The sequence below is a fragment of the Limnohabitans sp. Rim8 genome (assembly GCF_945901735.1).
Taxonomy (GTDB): domain Bacteria; phylum Pseudomonadota; class Gammaproteobacteria; order Burkholderiales; family Burkholderiaceae_C; genus Limnohabitans_A.
The window spans coordinates 48424-71010 of sequence record NZ_CAMDLM010000022.1; the positions used below are offsets into that span (position 1 = coordinate 48424).

The following is a 22587-nucleotide window of genomic DNA, read 5'->3' on the forward strand; positions in this document are numbered from 1 at the left end:
TGAGTTATGCCATCAGCCGGCAGCATAAATGCCGAACTGTGCCAGACTCAGAGCTGGATTATCAGCCACCAGCGCTTCAAAAAACCCCGGCTGCGTATCGTCCAGATCCAGTGCCCCGGCGGCTCCAGCAAAACTGCCATCCACATCCCCGCGCAAATACCCCACCAGCCCGACATGCACAGTGGCAGCGTCGCCAGTCAGGTCCAGCACGATGGCCGGTGGCTGGCCCGGGCGCAGCGGGTCGCCGCCGACTGCCGTGATCGCGGCTACCGCTTCACTGGCTTCGTCCACGAACTTCCAGACGGGCGTGGGCGTGCCGGCACCGGTCAGGCCGACCACATGCTTGAGCACGCCAATGGCGTCATTGAGCTCGACCCCGCCGTTGCCATCAAAGTCGGCCGCTAGCGCTTGGTAGGGTGACAAGGCCTGATCCTTGCCGTTGACATCGAGCCCCACGATCATCTTGAGGATGGCGATGGCGTCTTGCAGGTTGACGGCATCGCTGGTGGCCTTCAGCTCGGCCGCACTCACGTCGCGACCTGCTGACAGGCCCGGGCGCGCGTCGGCCAGCCCGTCCAGCAGCAGCGATAGCGCGCCACGGTTGTCAGTTGTCGGGCTGACTAGACCCACCTCCACCCGCACGCTCTCGAGCAAGGTATGCGCCTTCCAGCTGTAGCTCAGGGCATTGACGGTTTTATCGGCCGTCGGGTTGGTGCTGAGGTAGCTGCCGCTGGCGTCCATCCAGACGCGGGCGGTGTTCACCAAGTCGATACTCAGCGACTGGTTGGCCTGACTCAGGGACAGGCGCAGGTCGTCAACCGCGCCATCGGCATCGCTGTCGACTTTGCTTGCCGCGTTGACGATGGCACGCAGCGCGTCACCTGTCAGGCGGGCGCCATTGCTCAGCTCGATCCGGTCAGCAGCCGTCAAGTCCCAGACACGGTCCTTGTCGTCGGCGCCGGCCGTGGCCAGGTCGAACTTGAAGGTGTCGGCACCGCCGAGGCCAAACAACTGATCAGAGCCGGCACCGCCATCGAGCACGTCGGCACCCGCGCCGTAGCCTGGGTTGTTGGCCAGCAGCGTGCGCAAGACCGCCAGATTGCTCAGGTACTGGTAGATGGTGGCATTGTCATCAAGGTAGCTGTGCACCTCGGTGCCGCCGGCAGAAGCCGGTTGGTTGGAGCTGCCACCCGCCGCACCACCAAAAGCGCCGCCACCCCCAAAGGAGGAGGCCCCACCTTTGCCCGCCAGGCCGGTCACACTGAGCTGGGTCGGCACGCTGTTGGCCGCGTCCCCGCCCTGCCCGGTCAGGCCAAACCCGGAAAGCAGTGCCGCCGATGCGCCAGCATAGCCACCGCCACTGCCGCCGCCCAGGCCGCCCCTGCCGCCCAGTGAGCCGACCAGATTTTCACCGGAGGCGCCACCGCCGCCACCGCCCAGGCCGCCCGCAGCGCCCCACTGCACCGCGTCAAAGCCATTGAAGCCGTCACCAAACATCAAGTCATTGCCGGCGCCGCCAGCCAATAGGTCTGCGCCCGAGCCGCCAGCGCCACCTTTGCCGCCAGCGACGCTGAACACACCAGCTCCACCACCCCCGCCACCACTGCCATCACCAAAAATAACATCAAAGCCAGCCGTACCGGTCAGTGTGTCATCGCTACCGCCGCCTGCACCGCCTGCACCGCCCGCAGAAAGCGCAGCTCCTCCTGAGCCGCCCCCCCCACTGCCATCGCCCTGGATGTACTGCCCCGGGAGAATTCCGGCCGCAGCCAGCGCCGTGGCGCTGACCGTGATCGCATTGCCGACAAGGTCGGTCGTACTCGGGCTGGCCAGAGTCCAGCCAGCGTCTAGCGTGGCCAACTCGAAGCTGCGTCCGTCAGTCGCTGCAGTGCCGTCTTTGTTCAGCAATCCATTGACCGCCGCGCGATCTGTGGCCGAAAGATGCAAGGTAAACGAGGTGGCCGACGTCAGCTCCACATCGGCCGTGTCTGTTAGGCGGTAACTCACGCCGCCCTTGCCCTTGAGTGTGAATGCGCTGGCGTCGATGTCTGCCGAGTCTTTCGCCGCGGGCAGCAATGTGCCGGTCACCACCAGTTCGCCGGTGGTGGCCCGGTAGCTGGCCCGGGTGATCGTCGCTCCAACGGTCAAATCGCTGCCATCAGCGCCCAAGGTCAAGCTCTGGGTATTGATCAGGTCGACCGCCAACACATGACCGGCCACACCCAGTGACAGGCGCATGTCATCCTGAGCGCCATCGCCATCGCTGTCGACCAGAGTGGCCGCCTGCAGAACAGACAGCAGGTCAGCACCAGTGATGCGAGCGCCGTTGTTCAGCTCGATCCGGTCTTCGGGCGAGAGGTCCCAGACGCGGTCCACGTCTGCCGCGCCGGCCGTGGCCAGATCAAACACAAAGGTGTCTGCGCCACCCAGGCCAAACAGATGGTCCGAGCCGGCGCCACCATCCAGCACATCGGCGCCCGCGCCATAGTCGGGATAGTTGGTCAGGATCGAGCGCAACACCGACAGCTGGCTGAGGTAAAGGTAAATGCTGGCATCAGCGTCGAGGTAGCTCTGCACGTCGGTGCCACCGGCGGCACCCGCCGAGCCTGCCGCAGTGGCCGCGCTGCCTGTGCCACCATCGGCACCGCCGAAAGCCCCCCCTCCACCATAGGCCTTGTCGGCGCTGACACCGCCCAGCCCGGTCATCTCCTGCTCGGTGGTGGCACTGTTGGCCGGCGTCTGAGCGCCTGCGCCACCAAACCCCGGCACCATGGCTTGTACTGTCCTGCTCGAACTGGCGCCCGCGCCGCCGCCAAGGCCACCAACACCGCCCAAAGTATCAACAATAGAGTTAGCGGCCCCGCCGCCGCCGCCGCCGCCAAAACCGCCAGAGCCGCCATCCCTCCGAGCGTCACGGCCACTGAAGCCGTCACCAAAAATGATGTCGTCGCCGGCACCACCGGCAATTCTGTCGGCGCCTTGGCCAGCCGCCCCGCCCTTGCTGACGTTAAACCAGCTGCCCCCCCCGCCGCCGCCGCTACCGTCACCAAAGATGACATCAAAACCCGATGTGCCGGACAGGCTGTCGTTACCACCGCCACCTTCGCCACCGTCACCGCCGACCTGGTTTGCGGCACCACCACCACCGCCACCGCCACTGCCGTCACCCTGGATATATTTTCCCGTCGTGTACCCTGCGGCCGCTAGGCTTGCGCCGGTCGCGATGATGGCGTTGGCCACCAGATCTTTCGAGCTGGGGGAAGCCAACGTCCAGCTGGAGGACACCGTCTCCAAGCCAAAGGCCGTGCCATCGGCTGCGGCCTTACCGTCCAGGTAGATCAGGGCGTTGACGCCCAGCTTGTCGGCGGCCGAAAGCGTCAGCGTGAACGAAGTGGCAGAGGTGATCTCGACATCGGCCGTATCGGTCAGCCGGTAGCTCGCACCGCCGTGACCGGTGACACTGAAAGCGCTGGCGTCGATGTCTGCCGACAGCGGCGCAGAAGTCAAAGACGTCGCAGTGACCACGAGACGGCCGGCGATGGCGTGGTACGTGGCACTGGTGATCGTCGGGCCCACCATCAGGTAATTGCCAGTGCCGTCCAGGGTGAGGCTGCTCACATTCACCAGATCGATGCCCATGGCCTTGCCGGTCTCGCTTAGCCGCAGTCGCAGGTCGTCCGTGGCCCCGTCGCCGTCACTGTCGACCAGCACGCCGGTGTCGAGCACCGCCGACAAGGCATTGCCGGTGATCCGCTCGCCGCTCAGCGCGCTGCGCAGCTCTAGCTTGTCAGCAGCGGCCAGGTCCCACACGCGGTCCACATCACCCACGCCAGCGGTGGCCAGGTCAAAAACGAAGGTGTCGGCTCCGCCCAGGCCAAACAGATCGTCTGAGCCGGCTCCGCCGTCAAGCACATCAGCGCCCACACCAAAGCTCGGGTTGTTGGCAAGCAGGGTTCGCAGTACGCCCAGATCACTCAGCCACCCATAGATACTGGCATCGGCATCTAAATAGGTGTGCACATCCGTGTTGCCGGCGGTACCAGGCAAGGCCGCCCAAGTCCTGGAGCCGTTGCCGCCAGCCGCACCGCCAAAACCACCTCCACCCCCAGCGCTACCCGTACCGCTGCTGGACAAAACCCGCTGGTCCTGCTCAGGTGTGACACCGCCAAGGCCCTGCACCGCCAGATCAGTGGCCACGCTGCTGGCAGCATTGGGTGTGCCGGGATTGCCAAAGCCCACCAGCAGCACATCCGCCGCCCGTCCCCCTCCACTGCCAGCACCCAGCCCCCCCACGCCACCCAACGAGGCTGCGGTCGTCCCGCCGCCGCCGCCGCCGCCACCCAAACCACCAGCGGCACCGGCATTCCGCGTAGCGTTTTGGCCGCTAAAGCCGTCGCCAAACAAGATGTCAGCGCCAGCACCGCCACGAATCGTATCGTCACCCGAGCCCGCCGCCCCGCCGGCTGTGACTCGAATATTGTCATTGTTAGCGACAAAGCCCTGCAGAGTGCCACCTGCGCCGCCGCCACTGCCATCGCCGAAGACAACGTCAGAACCTAAGGAGCCCGTCAATGAGTCATCACTGCCTCCGCCGGCGCCACCCAAACCCCCTGTGACGGTCGCAATACTTGGTCCGTACGCACCGCCGCCACCGCCGCCGCTGCCGTCGCCCACCATGAACAAACCAGGCACCAGGGTGACACCGTTCACCAAAACGCTGGCCGTCCCGGTGGCCGCGCCATCGCTGACCGCAAGGCTGATACCTGCCACACCCGGCGACAGCACTAGACCCGCAGCCAGCGCTGCGTTAATGGCCGAGGGCGTGCCGGAAAAAGCCAGGGTGCCATCGCGCCCATTGCCATCGGTCAAAGTCAGGCCGGTGCTGCTGTTCAAGACCAGCGTCCCCAGGCCCTCGGAAACAGCGATCGTCACCGACACACTGGCGGGCGCATCCACATCGGCCACCGACAAGGCATTGCCCTTGGCGCTGGACAAAACCAGTGACAAATTGCCGCTGGCCAACTGCGTCGGCGGCACCAGCAGCGTGGGCGCGTCGTTCACCGCCGTGATGTTCACCGACAAGCCATATGGCGGCACATAAGCCGCTGAGCCAGGAGCAGCGCCGCTCCACTGGCCGCCAAACACATCAAACAGCAAGGCGTTGGCAACCGCACCGTTAAGGTGGCTGGCGGGCAGCAACCTGAGCTGGCCCGCAGCGATGTCTGCGGCCGAAAATTCAACATCCCCGGCGCTTTGCGAAACCCACTGCCCGCCGGTCAGCTTATCCAGATATTGCAGCGTCACCTGGCCCGCGCCACCCACACGCACCGACAGGCGCTCGAGCGCATCGCCCTCGACATCGCTGTAATTGAAGTCGGCCAGGCTCAGCACCCGGGCCGTGTCCTCCTGCAGAGTCAGGCTCGTATTGGCCGCCGTTGGCGCATCGTTCACAGTGGAGACCACCACACTCACCTGAACGGCATTCGACGTGGCCCGCGCATCGGATGCGAAGACCTTGAAAGCCGGCCAGGTGCCGTTGGCGTTGGCATCCGGCGTCCAGACAAAGCTCTCGCCCTCGGCGATTTGCGTCACGCCCGCCAACACGGCCACGCCGCCCTTGGTCAGCGTGCCGCTGCTGAGGCTCTCAGCCACAAAGGTCAGCGTGTTGCCGTCCCCGTCTAAGGCCTCGCTGGCAGCCGCCAAAGCCGCCCAGCTGATGCTGTAGGGCGTGTCTTCGGTCGCACCTGTCAGCTCGGGCGCTGCGCCCAAGGTCGGCCTTAGGTTCCCGGCGTTGGCGGCATTGACGGTCAGGAAAGACTGCGAAGAGTCAACCAGGATTTGAGCGATATCAATCAGGTCAATTGACAGCGTTTGGCCATCGACCTGTAGCGTGAGCCGCGTGTCGTCCCGGTTGCCGTCGGCATCGCTGTCGACCAAAACAGCTGCGTTCGCCAAGGCCAGCAGACTGGCACCGGTGATTGCAGCGCCGTTGTTCAGCTCTATCTTGTCGGCGGTGGTCATATCCCAAACGCGGTCAATGTCGGCCGTACCCGCCGTGGCCAGGTCAAAGACAAAAGTATCTGCCCCCCCCAGACCGAACAGGTTGTCGGAGCCCGCCCCCCCGTCGAGCGTGTCGTCACCCGCGCCGTAAGCCGGGTAATTCACCAATATCCGGCGCAAGACCGGCAGGTTACTCAGGTAGAGGTAAGCACTGGCGTTGGCATCCAGGTAGCTGTGCGCATCGGTGTTGCCTGCAGCACCCGCCAGCGCGATGCCCGAATTGACAGAGGCCAGCCCCCCGGCGCCGCCCGCAGCCCCGCCAAAGCCGCCACCGCCGCCTACACCATTGATACCCGGCTTGGCACCAGCCGCGCCTACCGCACCGCTCTGGTCGGGCACGCTGGCTGCCGCAGCACCCGCTGCTGCTGCCCCACCAAAGGCCGGCAGCAGCGGCACGGACGCCTTCAGCGCGCCGCCATTGCCCGCACCCAGGCCTCCCTGACCGCCCGCGCCACCGGCGCTGCCAGCAACCCATGCACCACCACCGCCGCCGCCGCCCAAGCCGCCGGCCGCACCCGCGCTGGTCGAATCACCCGCCGACAGGGCATCCAGACCATTGAAGCCGTCGCCGAACAAAAGGTCATCGCCAGCCCCACCTGCAAGTCGGTCGGCACCCGAGCCGCCCAGCCCGCCCGCACTACCCACGTCAATAGGATTGCCGTCAATATCCCGCGGGAAGCTACCACCCCCACCCCCACCTCCGCCGCTGCCATCGCCAAAGATCACATCAAAGCCAGCCGTGCCGGTCAAGGTGTCATTACCGCCACCGCCGGCGCCGCCCGCACCCCCGCCGAGGAAAGAGCCACCGCCGCCGCCGCCGCTGCCGTCGCCCTGAAGGTACTGGCCGGGCACCACGGTGACGCCGTTGATGGTCACATTGGCCGTGGCTTCCAGCTTGCCATCGCTGACCTGAAGGCTCAGTCCCGCCACGGTGGGCGAGGCCACCAGACCCGAGTCCAGGGCCTGGTTGATGGCCGAGCGGCTGCCAGAAAAAGCCAGCGTGCCGTCGCGGCCATCGCTGTCAGAAAAAACCAGGCCATGATCAGCGAAATTTGGGCCGCTGCTGCTAAGCCAGCTCAGGCTGCCAGAACCCGAGGTCACATTGAGCGTGACCGAAAGACTGGCCGGCAAATCTACATCGTCCACCCACAAGGCGTAGCCGCTGGCACTGGAAAAAACCATCGCATCGCGGCCGTTGGACGTGACAGAGGCCGGTGCCGAGACGGTCGGTGCGTCTTCAACCGCACTGACCACCCAAGACAATTGGCTCGTGTGGGTAACAACCCTGTTGGCATCCCCAAAGCTCAGCGTGAGCCTCTCTATGCCGTTGAAGTCAAGAGTTTCCGAGTTGGCATTGGACACCGGCATCAATCTGACCCAGCCTTGCCCCAGCCACTCACCCAGCGCGTCGGTGCCATTCGCCAACGGCGCCCACAGCCCACTGCCGTTGCTGACCTCCATGACGACCCTGGCCCGGCTGTTCTTATCAATGCTGAAGTAGGCTGGAACGTCGCCATCCACATCGACATAGCCCAGGTCAGACAGGCTCAGCACGTACGGCGTGTCCTCTGTCAACAGCAGCGTCCGGTTGGTGAGCGTTGCAACATCGTTCACCGCCGCAACCGCCACCTTGACCTGCACTGCAGGAGAGGCCGACAGACCATCGTAGGCGGCCACTGAAAACGCCGACAGTGTTCCGTTGGCGTTCGCCGCCGGCGTCCAGACCAGGCTCTGGCCCGGACCGATGTTGCGGCCCACATCGACGCCAACGCTCAGCGTGTCCATGCTGACGCCTTGCACCCGAAAAAACAAGGCATCACCAAAGGCATCGGCCTCGTTGGCGGCCGCAGCCAGCATCTCATACGTGATGGTGAAGGCTGTGTCTTCGGTCGCCCCGGTCAGCGTGCTGATGCTGCTCAAGGTCGGTGCCGGGTTGCTCAAGCCTAAACCCGACTGCAAAGCCACACCCTCGGCATTAAAGACCTGGGCATAGATGCCGCCGCCATCGATCTGCCCGGTCGAGGTCCAGGTGACTACCCAACCACCGTTGGGCAAGGCAGAGACAGAGGGCCCCATCTGGTTGTCAGTTGTGTAGGTGTTGACCTGAAACTCAGCGCCGACAGCTTGCCCGGTTGCGCTAAAGCGCTGGCCGTAAATGCCGTAATCCCACATCGGCTGACCGTCGGAACCACTCGATCCACTCGATCCGCCCGATCCACCGACATTGTCCTGATCAAGCGACTGCCAGGTCACCAGCCAGCCACCGTCGGCCAGCGCGGTGACAGCGGGCATGGACTGCTCGTTGAGCAAATGGGTGTTGACCCGAAACTCGTCTGAAGCCACACCCTCTGCGCTGTAGCGCCGGGCGTAAATACCGGTGCTGGCGCCATCGGTACCCGCGTCCTGACCATTGGATTGCCAGGTCACCAGCCAACCCCCATCGGCCAGGTCGGTCACAGCGGCACTGGACTGGCGAGTGCTCTCGACTGTGGCCTGATTCACTTGGAAGGCTGCTGATGCCACGCCCACGGAGCTGTAGCGTCGGGCCAAAATTTCCGAATCAAAACCGATGTTTTCTTGCTGAGACCATGCGACGAGCCAGCCACCATCAGCCAGGTCCGTGACCGTGGGAAGGCTTGCAGTCGTTGACAAAGTGCTGGCGCCAATTTTGAACTCGGTCCCGCTGGCCAACCCGCCTGCCGTGTAGCGCTGAGCGTAAATGCCTGCACCCGAGGTGTGCCCTGTAGAGGCCCAGGTTGCCAGCCAGCCGCCATCATTGAGCGCGGTGACAGCCACCGATTCGTTGCCCGTTGAATCCGTGCTGTTGACCTTGAACTCGCTACCGCCCACACCGGTGGCAGAAAAAACCCGCGCGTACAGGTCGGCATTCGGTATCCAGCCGCCACTGTCCGTGGCCCAGGCCACCACCCAGCCACCGTTAGCCAAAGCCGTGACGACCCCGCCAGACTGAAAGCTGCTGGCTGCAGTGCTCACCTGCACTTCGCCACCGAGCATGGCGCCGTCGGCGCCAAAGCGCTGGGTGTGCACACTGGACGGACCCATTGGCAGGGTCCAGTCCGCCGGATTAGGTGGACTCGTCGTCCAGCTCACCAAAAATCCGCCGTCGGCCAGCACGGTCACGTGCGCATCGCGCGGATTGGCCGCCTCTTCGGTCGATTGTGAATTGACGTTGAACTCGGCGTTGACGCTGCCAGTCACCCGCTGGAAGGTAGCCCCGCCCGCAAACTTCAGCACCTCAATGCTGTCCAGGGTATCCAGGCCTTCGGGGCCGTTGACCTGCAGCACACCGGCAGCGGTCTGGCTCAGGGTGTAATCGGCGCGCAACCCTGAAAACAGCGCCGTGTCCTGCCCCAAACCACCTATGAGCACATCATTGCCCGCACCACCTGACAGGGTGTCGTTGCCGCCGGCCCCGTCCAGGGTGTCAGCGCCCGGTCCGCCGACGAGCACCTGCGCGCTGGTGTCACCTGTGACCTGCATCGCCACGCCTTGGGCCAACGGCGTGCCAGCCTGGTCGTAGCGCTGGGAAAAAACGCCAAAGCCCGAACCGTCCTGCTTTTGGGAGTGCCAGCTGATCACCCAGCCCCCGTCGGCCAGAGCAGAGACCGCCGGAGCAGCCTCATAGTTCATGGCGAAGGTTTCAATGCCAAACGCATCCCCGATGGGCGCGCCTTGCGCGGAGTAGTGCTGCCCGCGGATGCCCAGGGCGGACCCTGCGGGGGCCTTCCAGGTCAGCACCCAGCCACCGTCAGCCAACACGCAAACGGCCGGCCTGACCCAGAGCGAGGCTTGCGTTGACGTCACAACCTGAGGGCCCAGCGCCTCACCCGCTGCCGAATACCGCTGCGTGTGAAGGGCCAGCAATTCTCCGTCTTTAGCGGCCCAGGTGGTCAGCCAGCCGCCATCGGCCAAGGCGCTCACCAAGGGATCTTGGTCGAAGAAGGCCTCAGCCAGGTAGCGTTTTTCCTTGTAAACCAGCGTGACAGTGCCTTGCTGTCCATTGGCGTCAAAGGCACGTTGCCAGACGGTCCCGCCAACCCCTTCGATCAGAGCGAGCCAGACAGCGACCCAGCCGCCATTACTCAGACCCGTCACTGTCGGGAGATATTCATCGCCCGTCTCCTCGGGGTCGAGCAGCTCGAAGCTTGAGATACCCGAGGCGTGAGCATATGCACCGCGGATCGTGCTCCCTACATTAAATGTATCGTAACCCGCAGAAACAGCGGCCCAGCTGCCGCCGCTCAAGCCAGCGACCGAAAACTCGTGCGTGGGGAAGTTCTTATAGCTTTGACTCAAAGGAAAACCGAAATCAGTCGTGCCTTCGCTGGAGCCATCGGCTCCGTACAGTCGGTAGTAGGGGCCACGGCCATATTCGTCACTCCAGACAAAGACCCAGCCGCCGTCAGACAGCCCGGCAAGCGCTGGCGCGGTCCTAGCGTCCAGGTCTGCGGTAACAAAGAAGGCATCGCCCACCAATGCGCCGCTGGCTGCATAGCGCTGGGCATAGGCCTTGTAACCCCCGAACATTACTGCTGAATCGACCAGCCAGCTGACCACCCAGCCGCCATCCGTCAAAGCCGTTTGGACCACGTTGGACGCGTACGCTGTCATGCCAACGGAATTGACAGCAAACCCAGCCGCTGGCTTCGTCAAACTCAAGTTCACCGTCGCATCCGCAAACTTGAGCGTTTCAATGCCGGTGAGCAAGTCCGTGCCCTCAGGCTTGACCAGTTGCAGCATGCCGCTGACGCTTTGCGACAGGGTGTAGCCGCCCTGAACACCGCTGTAGACGGCCGTGTCATGGCCTTCGCCACCGCCCAAGGTGTCGTTGCCGCCAGCACCCGCCAGGGTGTCATCGCCAGCGCCGCCATGGAGCAGCTGCGCGCTGGTGTCGCCGGTGATGCTCAGTGTTGCGCTCTGCGTGAGGGGGTTGCCCGACTGGTCATAGCGCTGCGCGTAAATACCCAGGCCCGAGCCATCTTGCGCCAGGGACTGCCAGCTGACCACCCAGCCGCCATCGACCAAGCCCGACACCTCTGGCCGCGACTGCTCGGCGACGCCATAGGTGTTGACATGAAATTCGCTGCCAATAGGCGTTCCGGCCGCTGAAAAGCGTTGCCCACTGATGCCCAACCCGGAGCTGTCAGCGCCCGTCGACTGCCAGGTCAACAACCAGCCGCCATCGAGCAGTACGGTCACAGCCGTGTGCAATTGAGGGGCTGTCGTGGTGCTGTGAATCAGCACCTCACTACCGACTTTGACACCCGTTGTGTCAAACTTCTGAGCGTGAATATCGCGCCCGCCACCCGAGGCAGGCACAGACTCCCAGCTCACCAGCCAGCCAGGGCTGACACCGCTGTCCATGGCCGCAACGGATGGCGCTAAGGGCACATCGGTGGTATTCGTTTGCAGCACCAGATCGTCCCAGGCGGTGTCCACCAGACCGACCGAGGTGAAGCGCCGGACGTGCACGTCAAAGCCGGCCGTGCCCTGCTCCGTCCAACTCACCAGCCAGTCACTGCCCAAAGCCGATACTGAAGGCCACCACTGGTCGTGCGTGGCATCGGCGGCGATCCGGATCTCACCGCCAGCGGCACCTGTGGACGAGTAATGCCGGGCATAGACGCCATACTTGTCGCCTTCGGCATTCAAGGCCGTCCAGCTGACAACCCAGCCGCCATCGGCCAAGGCCGTCACCGAGGGTGTGGCACTCAAACCAGGGGTTGACCCACTGACCACAAACTCAAACTCGGACCCAACCTCAATCATCTGACCGCTGGCGCTATAGCGCTGACCCAGGACCTTGAAGTCACCCGCCACGGAGACTGATTGCCAGGTCACCAGCCAGCCGCCGTCCAACAGCCCGGCAACAGATGGCGCGAGCTGACCGAGCAGCGTGGTCGTGTTGACCCGAAATTCAGCACCCACAGGCAGACCCGCCGCCGAATAACGCTGACCATAAACCCCCGAGCCAGACCCATCCTGGTTGACTGACTCCCAGGTCGCGACCCAGCCGCCGTCCCTCAGAGCGCTCAGGTCAACCGCCCTTTGGTCTTCAAGGATGTAGCTGTTAACACGAAACTCGGCAGCGGCCGTGCCCTGCCCGATCTGCACCGTGGCGTCGGCAAACTTCAGCGTCTCGATGCCCATGAGCACGTCGGTGCCATCGGGCTTGACGAGTTGCAGGGCGCCACTCGGGCCCTGGCTCAGGTGGTAGGCCGGGAAAGCGCCCGTGTAGGTCACCGTGTCGTTGCCGGCTCCGCCCACTATCAAGTCATCCCCGGCAGTGCCGATGACACTGTCATTGCCGCCATAGGCCAGGATCAAGTCGTCGCCGCTTTCGCCAGCCAAGCTGTCAGCAGTGTCATTGCCTGTGAACAAGCCCAACACGCCATCCAGCGCCGCCAGCGACACAAGCGGCGCCTGGATGCCTCCGGCTGAAAATTCCAACACCGCGTCGCCGCCCCACACGGGCAGCCCGGTCAGATCATCCGAAGCCGCCACATCAGCCCCCGTGGCCGCCGCCAGGGCCGCCACAAAAGTCTCACCCAGCGCGCCCTGCGCCACGTTGCAGCCATACACCAGCAAGTCACCAGCCGGTGCCAGACTGGCTCCCACCGCAGACAGCGCGCTGGCATAGCCCGGCAAGGTCGACGCATTGAGCCAGGCATTGCCCAGCGCGATCGACCCGTCTGAGCCGTGGGTCATGAGGTGGATCGCGCTGAGCTGGCTGTAGCCGGCCAACAGGTCCCTGAGCTGCACCACCCCGTCCTGATCGGGCTCCAGCCAGACCACCGCATAACCCGGTGGCAAATCGACGCTGAACTTCTCACGATCAAGAAGATTGACAACACCGGAATCAATGACTATTAAATTATTCATAATACAAAACATTAATTCCGAATTAGTAAGAAAATAGTAAAACTATTTTCAAAAAGGGCCGATGTTGATAACCCGTCTTTGACATTGCGAAAAAGCGTGGAAATTCAAAATCCATTGAAATCAAGAACTTAGGATCACCATGTCGATTCGCACCTCGCGGTGACGGGATTATGAAAAGCTTTCCCAGGGTGAAGCCCGTTCCAACAGAGCGTCGGGACAACATTGATTAACTTTACTTGACAATAGTCTGCGTATTTTTATAGCGTTAGAAAAAAACTTGCAAATAAACTGAATCACTTTTTTGCAAGATCTCACGCCCTCAAAAATAATGTGTGGACATCCAATACAAAAGGGGGATCAGGCGTCAATTCCAAACTGTGACAGACTCAAAACGTGTGGATCTGACAGGGCTGCCAAATAATCTGGCCGCTCGGTATCAGGAAGTCGCTGGCCATCAGGCCCGTGACGGGCTCGCTGAAGTCGGGGCCAGGGATCAGCCGACCGTGTAAATCCCAAACTGCGCCAAATTCAACGCAGGCTGCTCAGCGACCAGCGCAGTGAAGTACCCCGGCTGCGCATCATCCAAATCCAGCGCCCCGGCGGCTCCGGCAAAGCTGCCATCCACATCCCCGCGCAAATACCCCACCAAGCCGACCTGCACTGTGGCATCTGCACCCGTCAGGTCCAAGTTGATGGCCGGCGGCTGGCCAGGGCTTAAAGCGGCGGCGTCCTTGATCGCCACCACCGCGGCGCTGGCTTCGTCAACAAAGCGCCACTCGGGCTTGGGTGTGCCAGTCCCCGTCAAACCCACCACGTGCTTGAGCACGCCAATGGCGTCGTTCAGCTCGACCCGGCCATTACCATCAAAGTCGGCGGCCAGGGCCTGGTAAGGCGACAGCGGCTGGTTGGCACCGTTGACGTTCAGGCCAACGATCATCTTCAGGATGGCGATGGCGTCTTGCAAGTTGACGGCGTTGGTGGTGGCCTGCGCTTCGGCGGAGGGGGTGGGGCGGCTGGCGCTCACGTTCAAGCTGCTGTTTGTCACGGCCGCAAAGCTGGCCACGCCTTGCGGGTCGGTGCTGCCACTGTGGCTGCCTGCAACGAGCTCCACGTGGCTCAGCAGGGTGTGGTCTTTCCACTGGTAAGTCAGCAGGTCAAGACGCTTGCCTGGCGCGGCCTGCACCGCCTCGGTCAGGCTCTGAGAAAAATTGCCGCCCCAGTTGCCACTCGTGCTATCAAAACCCTGCAGGTCGACCGTGATGAGCTTGCCCAGTTCATTGGCCGACAAGACCAAGGTGTCGGTCCCGTTGCCCTGGCCCCAGATCCATTCACCGTCGGCGCGCCACGAAATGTTTCTAAGAATCAACTCGCCGTCCGGATCGACCAGGTGAGACACCAGCTTCAGGCTGCTACCGACCTGCGCCAGCCCGGTGATCTCGATGGTGCCAGTGGTGGGGTGGTCGACCTTGTAGAGCAAGAGCCCTGTGACCGCCTGCCCCACTGGCGCAGCCTCGGCACTGCCCGGCGTCGCCGGCTCCTGGAGTTGCCACAGCAGATTGATCAGGTAGTAATCCACCAGCTCCCCGGAAGGCAAGCCAGGGTTGGTCTCTTTGACAATAGGTGCGCCAGCCGGTGGCAACTGCACCAGGTACTTGTAGCCAATGTGGCTGAGCACGCGGCCCAGCACCGCCTGGTTGACACTGTCATTGAAGAGCAGGCTCAGCGTCCCCGTGAGCGACTCCACCTCGGCCACAGCCAAGCCGTCAAGAAGCGCCTGACCGCCCTCGGTCAGGACCAGGCCACTGATGCCAGCGAATCCATCGGCTGTGTTAGCGCCTGACTGCCGTGAAATCGTTAGCCGATAGCCCCCGTAATGCGCCCCGGCTTGCCCCTGCAGGTCAGGGTCCTGCGCAGCAGTCACAGCGCTGAGTTGCTGGAACTCGGAGGAATTTTCCCAAACCATGACGCGCTCAGTCAGGCCCAACTCGCCACCAAAATCGGCATCAAGCTGCCCGTTGGCTGTGAGCTTACTCACCGCAAAACTGCTTTGCAGATTCGTCTCATTCATGCGCAGGCGCTCAAGATCAGCGCTGCCGGCCCACACCACGCTGCCGTCGGCCAGGGCCAGGACTTGATCCAGACGCTGGCCAGTGCTCGTCTCAACAAGACCCTGGTTACCAAAACCCGTATCCAAGGCGCCCGAGGCGGTGACCTTCACCAAAAAACTGGAAGACGCCGTTGATGAACTGCCCTCACTGAGCGGGCGCCGGATGCGGCCTTCAATCAAATAGCCGCCGTCAGGCACGCTGACCACCTTGTCCGCCAAAATATCCGACACCCCTTCGGGTATGGGCAGCACCAGGTCGGCGCCAGCGTTGAAGCTGCTGTCGACCGTTCCATCGGCATGCTCACGGCGGACGAACCATCTGTTGCCGGTGTCCATCACGATCAAGGCCTGGCCAGACTCATCTACATCAAAGGCCCGGACGGCAACCCAGTTGCCATCTTTTCGGCCGTTAATTTCCCGCACCTCGGGTACCCCCACGACGCTGCCCGAGACGTTCAGGTTGACATCCGTCAAGGTCCACTGTGAAGTCCCAAGATAAAGTTCGCCGCCGCGAACCGCCAGTGTCAGCGAAATCTCATCGTTGGCCCCCACCGCCAGGCTCAGCGCCGTTCCGTAGGCCGCTGGCAAATCCACATAACCGGTGCCATGAAAGCTGTCGTCCAGACTGCCGTCCGCATTCAGCCGGAGCAAGGCTGCATGTTCGTTCTTGATGTTGATGCCATCCATCGTGCCAGCCGTATAAGCGACCAGCATTTTCCCGTCGGACTGAAAGCACAAGCTGCTCGGCATCAGGTAGTCAGACCCAAGCTCCGCTAAGCCCAGCACCACCCGACCATCCACCCCAAATCCCGCATCGAAACTACCGTCTAGGTTGACGCAGCTCAGCGACAGAGCAAAACCAAGCGAGGGGCTGTCCGGCCCCACCGCCACGTTCGGGTCACCCGCCACATAAAACCGGCCCAGCACCAGAATCTGGCCATTGACGTCCTGGTAGGCACCCTGCACTTCGTCAATGGCGCTACCGGTATAGCTCAAATGCAGCACACCCTGGTCAGCAAAACCCGTGTTCAGTTGCCCAGAGGCGTTCAAGCTGACGATCCTGGTTTCGTACACATTGCTCGAGCCGCGACCCAAGCCGCTGAGTATGAAGCCGCCATCCTGGGTCTGAATGATGTTGCGAGCCCATGCCGCGGACATGCTGTTGGCCCAGCTGTAGCCCACCGGCTCAGTGTCAATGGTGTAGCTGCCCAAAAACTGAAAAACAGGCGCTTGGTTGTTCAGTGTTTCCATGATTTGGAGTTACTCAAAAATGAAAGAACGTGCTATTGGAAGAGACTTATCCATAAATCCCAAACTGCGCCAAATTCAGCGCAGGCTGGGCAGCGACCAGGTCAGTGAAATACCCCGGCTGCGCACCATCCAAATCCAGCGCCCCGGCGGCTCCAGCAAAGCTGCCATCCACATCCCCGCGCAAATACCCCACCAAGCCAACCTGCACTGTGGCATCTGCACCCGTCAGGTCCAGGTTGATGGCCGGCGGTTGGCCTGGGCTTAAAGCCGCATTGCCTTTGATCGCCACCACCGCGGCGTTGGCTTCGTCAACAAAGCGCCACTCGGGCTTGGGTGTGCCAGTCCCCGTCAAACCCACCACATGCTTGAGCACGCCAATGGCGTCATTCAGCTCAACCCGGCTGTTGCCGTCAAAGTCGGCAGCCAGGGCCTGGTAAGGCGACAGCGGCTGGTTGGCACCGTTGACGTTCAGGCCAACGATCATCTTGAGGATGGCGATGGCGTCTTGCAAGTTGACGGCGTTGGTGGTGGCCTGCGCTTCGTCTGCGGGGACAGTGCGGCTGGCGTTTAAGCTCAAGTTGCTCTGCGTTATGGCTTTGAAGCCGGCAGCGCCCATCGAATCGGTGCTGCTGCTGTGGGTGCCTGCCGTCAGGTCAACGCCGGCCAGAAGGGTATGGGCTTTCCAACTGTAGGCCACAAAGTTGGCATCCAGCGTGATCCATACGGCGTGGCTTGCCACCGCCTCCAATAAGCCCTGTTCGTCCGTATAACTTCCCAGAACGCGAATGTGATGACCAAGGTGCGCAGAACTCAACTTCAATGCATCGCCCAAAGTGCCGTCAATGGAGGTCCACGGCATATTGCCATCGATTGACCATTGCCATTGGTAACCGATCGCGCCAACTCCACTTTCAGGAATGCCATCAAGATCGGCCAGGGTGTTTGAAGCCGTCAGTACCTGGCCTTGGGTGGCTGTGCCGGATATGGTGACACCGCCAGTGGGTTCGTCGTTGATGTTCTTGATGGCAAGAGAGCTGCCCGAATACACCGTTTCCTGAGTGCCCAAGGCGTCGGTGTAGCCGATGGCCAGCCGAATATACCCTCCGCTGTCTGCATCGCCCAGTGTGTAAGTTGTTGCAATTGCGCTCTGGATATTACTCCACTCGGTAGCCTCGATCGATCCATTGGCGTTGGCGTCTGTGGCTCGTTGCCATTGATAGCTCAGCGCTCCCATGCCATCTGGATCGCCGAGAAGGCTGCCATCAGCGTATAGGGTCCTGTCCTCCGTGAAATGACTCTCTGTGTTCGACGGCACCTGGCTGCCGCTTGTATTTACTGTCCCTGAATATTCAACAACATAGCCGCCCACCCAGCCCCTCGGGTTGCTTCCGATCACAATCCCGGCGTTGGGGGCATCATTCCATAGGCCTGACGATGGCCAAAAATGGGCATAGTCATCATCGGCCGAGTTGTTGGGCTCATCCGATTCCCAGTTTTTATAAGCGCCATTGACCGCCGATCCGCCAGAAGATCCGCTCCAGAACTGCAGGCCTTCTTCGGGGCCTGTGACCCATCTCCAAGTTCCTTCCGTTGCCGCATCGCTGGCACCTAACCATCTACCGACCGAAGTGACGTTGTTAGCAAGGACAAAAGATTGCTCGCTCGCACTGGTGATGGTGACCAAATAGCCTGTCAACCCCGCCAAGGTCTTGGCCTCGGCAGCAGTCTTTGCTGCAGTCCAGGTCACGTTGGCATCGACATATTCGTAAATATGGCTGTTAGCGGTATTGAACTTCTGGGTTGCAGTGTTGGTGATGTCGCTGGCCAGCAGTTCGCGCGTTGAAGCGACCGACTCCGTCGATAGCATTCGTGCTGTTCCGGTGGGCGCGTCGTTGACGTTGGCCACTGCTGCAGTGGCGGTGCTGGTCACGCTTTCGGCCGTACCTTGCTGGTCTGTGTAGCTGGCCGTCACGGTGATGGCTTTGCCCACCTCAGCCTGGGTCAACACGTAAGTGATGCCGGTGGCGTTCGCGATGGCCGCACCGCCTGCGCTCCATTGGTAGCTGATCGCGCCAACTCCGCTTTCAGGGATGCCGTCGATATCGGCCAAGGTGTTGGCCGCTGTCAGCGTCTGGCCTTGTGTGGCTGTGCCTGTGATGGTCACACCTCCAGTAGGTGAGTCGTTGATGTTGGCCACGCTCGCTGTAGCGCTGCTGGTCTTGCTCTCGGCTGTGCCCTGCTGGTCTGTGTAGCTGGCCGTCACGGTGATGGCTTTGCCCACCTCAGCCTGGGTCAACACGTAAGTGCTGCCGGTGGCGTTCGCGATGACCGCACCGCCTGCGCTCCACTGGTAAATGATCGCGCCAACTCCGCTGACAGGAATGCCGTCGACGTCAGCCAAGGTGTTGGCCGCTGTCAGCGTCTGCCCGTGCGTGGCTGTGCCTGTGATGGTCACGCCTCCCGTGGGTGAGTCGTTGATGTTGGCCACAAGGCCCGTCGCCGTGGACTCCACGCTTTCAGCTGTCCCCTGACGATCGGTATATGTCGCCACTACCGTGATGGCCTTACCCACCTTGGCCTGGTCAAGAACAAGCGTGTTACTGGTGGCGTCAGTAATGTTGACTCCACCGACCCTCCACTGGTAGCTGATGGCGCCAGCAGCATCCACTGCGGGTATGCCGTCGAGATCCGACAAAGTATTGGAAGCCGAGAGCACTTGGCCCTGGGTGGCAGTGCCAGTGATGGTGACGCTGCCTGTGGGCGAATCGTTGACGTTGGCCACGGCAGTTGTGGTCTGGCTGCTAAAACTCTCAAGGTGACCAGCGAAGTCCGTATAGGTGGCAAAGACGGAAATGGTTTTCCCAACTAGATAAGGCGTCAATAGCAGAGCTGACGTGGTTGCACCAATGATGTCTACACCACCAGATTGCCATTGGTAATACAGGGCACCGACACCCGTGGCGGGTATGCCATCAGCATCCGTCAAGGTATGACTGGCAATGAGGGTTGATCCCTCACTAACCTCGCCCGATATAAATACACCACCCGGGGGGGGGGCAATAGATAAGGATGTGCTTGCGTAGGGAACGACTGAACCGTCACCGTCAAAAAACGTATCTTGCCCAGTTGAGTTGACTTCAATGGTGTAGAAGCCATAAGACTCCTGTAAAACATCAAACGACACCTCAAAAAGAGTGATTAATGTGTTGTTCTGTAATTTTTTACCCTCTGTTGAAATGGCGGAAAAATTACCCGATATCAGATCAGCATCAAACAAATCCCAAGAACCAGAGTTAATTACGGTCTTGAGCGGCCGAACCACTCCACCCCAGGTCTTAATGGATATATTTAAAGAAAATCCACCAATGGACTCAATATCGGATGACTCCAAAAATACCGTAACATCGACAAGGCGATTTACTGCATTTTCCGAGAAAATGCTCCTCAAATTAATCACGTTCAGTACACCCCCCAAGTACCATCTATATCACCACGAATAACACCAATTAAAACCAAGTCCAATGCCACATCAGGAGAAATTTCATCCAGATTATTTAACCAAGCATTATCTGCAGATAGTCTTGACGCATCCACTGATCCATTAACAATCTGCCAATCACCAACATTGGCAGTGCCTAAGCCTACGATTTCACGCAAAATATGCCAGGCGTCCAATGCACTCACGGTTCCGCTCTTGTTCACGTCAGCAGCAACCCACTGCAAGGGGTTAAAAAGCTGATTTTCAGAAAGTGTGCCGTTGGCCATTTTTAAGGCCATCAAAGCATCCCTCGAATCAATTGCCAACAAGGATTGTGTGGAAGCAGGTGAAGTGAAGTCAATCAAAGTCAACGCCTTGTCTGCAGAAGACAGGGCAATCATCCCATCATCAATCGTCATGACCTGTGCGGATTTAAAATTAGTGGGCGTCAGTATCGTATTACCAACGGTACCCCGTTCAACTTGTAACTCCTGACCTTGTTTGAAATTTGAGAAAGAAAATTCATACAACTTCATCTCACCTGATATTCCAATATCACCAATTCCGGCCATATCAAATCGGCCATTAACATCATTTTCAATTAATGTCCAGCCAACTGTACTGGAAGAAGATTCAACCGCAACAGTCACACCATCAGGCTTTATAAAATGAATATCAAGGTTTGATATAGTTTCTGCAGTTTTAATCCACAACTCAGCCGTAAGAATATTTGATTTTGAGTCATAGTTGATATTTTTCATACTGATAGATAAGTCGCTATCCAAATATTTTTCAGGCTCTATCACCCAACCCGTCAACAAATCTAACGGCTTATCATTATTCCAATATTTTGCAGTCCCCAAATATTCATTAAGATCATCATTTTTAATGACGATTATCTCGGATGAATCTATAAAATTCACCATAGACACAGGTGAATTGACAACGGAAAAATCAACACTAAAAACCTCATCCTTTTCAACCAGTGAATCGCCAGCGACATATATCGTTAAAGCTTTAAATGTTTCGCCACGTTCAAAAGTAACGGTACCCTCTGGAATAATGCCATTCATGAAATCAACAGCATTGACACTGCCGTCAATGGGCAGTGCTGCCTTCCAGTTCACAGATATTGTTTCGCCCGCTGGCTTTGCCAAAGCAAGCGTCAGCACCAGTGCGCTACTGGTGGTCTGACCTTCAAGCACGGACCCCAAAGAGGAGACTGTCAGCGTGTTGCTGCCTAAATTGCGCAGGGTAATAGGAATTTGCACATCGACGCCATCGATTTTCCCAACAGCAGTAAAGAGTTCATTGCCAACCCATGTACCTGGATTGGCAACCACCAATTGAGGCACACCAGCCACCCACTTGAAAGTTGCGGAAAGCCGCGCAAGGTCTGCACTGTCTGGCACAAGAGTAAAGATGGATGAGGACAAGTCCGCCGGTACTCGGCTTGACGATAAGTTGATGGTGACAGCGCTTTGATCTGTGCTAAAGATAGAAAGTTCGGGCGCAATCAAGCGCTGCCGCTCTGCCACTAAATTGTCCCCCACGATACCCATTACCAAGTTTTTCCCTGAGTAATCAATATCTGTTGAAATCAAAGAAAACACCAGGTCCTCTGACAAGTCCAATGTCTCCAAACTGGTAGATGTCAAACCAAGTGACTTGGTTTGGGTCCAGTCCGCTGGCGTATAAACCACTGAGCCTAACGAAACACCAGGGTTTCGTGCGTCGTAGACCTTTACTTCCACGTTGGCAGATGGTTGTCCGCCCCAAAGACGAATGTCCAGCGTTGCACTGGTGTTGCTCAACACAGTTTGTTTGGCCACGACACCATTGCGTGAAAGTCCGAAATTATCAGCAACCAAGCTAAAGTTATCCGAGGTCAAAGCCATGGCGTCAGTATTTTGAAGCCTGACAACAGACCCAAAATTATGAGCATTGTTGTGGCCATCCCGGTCGTAGCCAATTAAAACGTCGACACCGTCCTGTACCAGTCGGATATATCCATGCGTATAAGGCAACTGCGCAGCTGGCCACCGGGTATACCCCGCCAGGATATTCTTGGCGTGGATGTCGCTAAAGTCGATCTTGTCGCCACCAGGGCCCACTTGAAAGTCTGTGATGACGTCAGGCAGCTGTTGCTCAAGTTCTTCGTAAGCAAACACATACGAGTCAACACCTGAACCACCCGTCAATATATCAAGACCTGCACCACCATAAATGGCATCGCTACCACCGCCGCCTTGTATCTGGTCATCTCCTACGCCACCCCAAAGCGTATCTGCTCCGTCACCGCCCAATAGGGTGTCATTACCTGCGGCCCCAGACAATACGTCGACCCCGCCCCAACCCAGCAGCCTATCGTTACCTTCGCCACCGTCAAGCGTATCGTTTTCGTCCGAGTCACCGCCGTCAAGCGTGTCGTTACCGGCTTCTCCAAGCAAGCTATCTGCTCCCAACCCTCCAAACAATTGATCGCTGCCATCTCCCCCAACCAAGGTGTCGAGCCCCTCATCGCCAAGGAGCATGTCATCCCCGCTACCACCCATGAGCGAATCATTTCCTTCACCACCGGTCAGTGTGTCCTTGCCCAGGCCACCATCCAAGACGTCATTTCCAAAACTGCCATCTAACGCATCGTTGCCCGCATCGCCATACAAGCTGTCATTGCCCGCAGCACCCGCTATCGTGTCGTTGTCATCTCCGCCCCAGGCCCTGTCCGCACCCGAGCCCAGCACGATGCGGTCAAAGCCCTGGCCGCCGTAGACCGTGTTGTTGCCCC

At 60.2% G+C, this 22587-nt stretch carries 4 protein-coding genes; all 4 read right to left on the bottom strand.

Features of this window, described 5'->3' with window-relative positions:
- Window positions 1-12: 12 nt before the first annotated feature.
- On the bottom strand, window positions 13-12963 hold the full coding sequence (locus tag Q0O99_RS11830) for a DUF4347 domain-containing protein (RefSeq protein ID WP_293751725.1): 12951 nt from the start codon (window positions 12961-12963) through the stop codon (window positions 13-15).
- A gap of 493 nt (window positions 12964-13456) precedes the next feature.
- Window positions 13457-16321: a hypothetical protein gene (locus Q0O99_RS11835; protein WP_293751727.1), complete on the bottom strand. Its 2865-nt coding sequence runs from the start codon at window positions 16319-16321 to the stop codon at window positions 13457-13459.
- A 46-nt stretch (window positions 16322-16367) separates the two neighbouring features.
- The gene (locus Q0O99_RS11840; RefSeq protein WP_293751729.1) at window positions 16368-19796 is read right to left on the bottom strand and encodes a lectin-like protein; all 3429 of its coding nucleotides are present in this window, start codon (window positions 19794-19796) and stop codon (window positions 16368-16370) included.
- Window positions 19781-22587: type I secretion C-terminal target domain-containing protein (locus Q0O99_RS11845; RefSeq protein WP_293751731.1), on the bottom strand; the 2807-nt coding region annotated here is incomplete at its 5' end. The genes Q0O99_RS11845 and Q0O99_RS11840, both read right to left, overlap by 16 nt.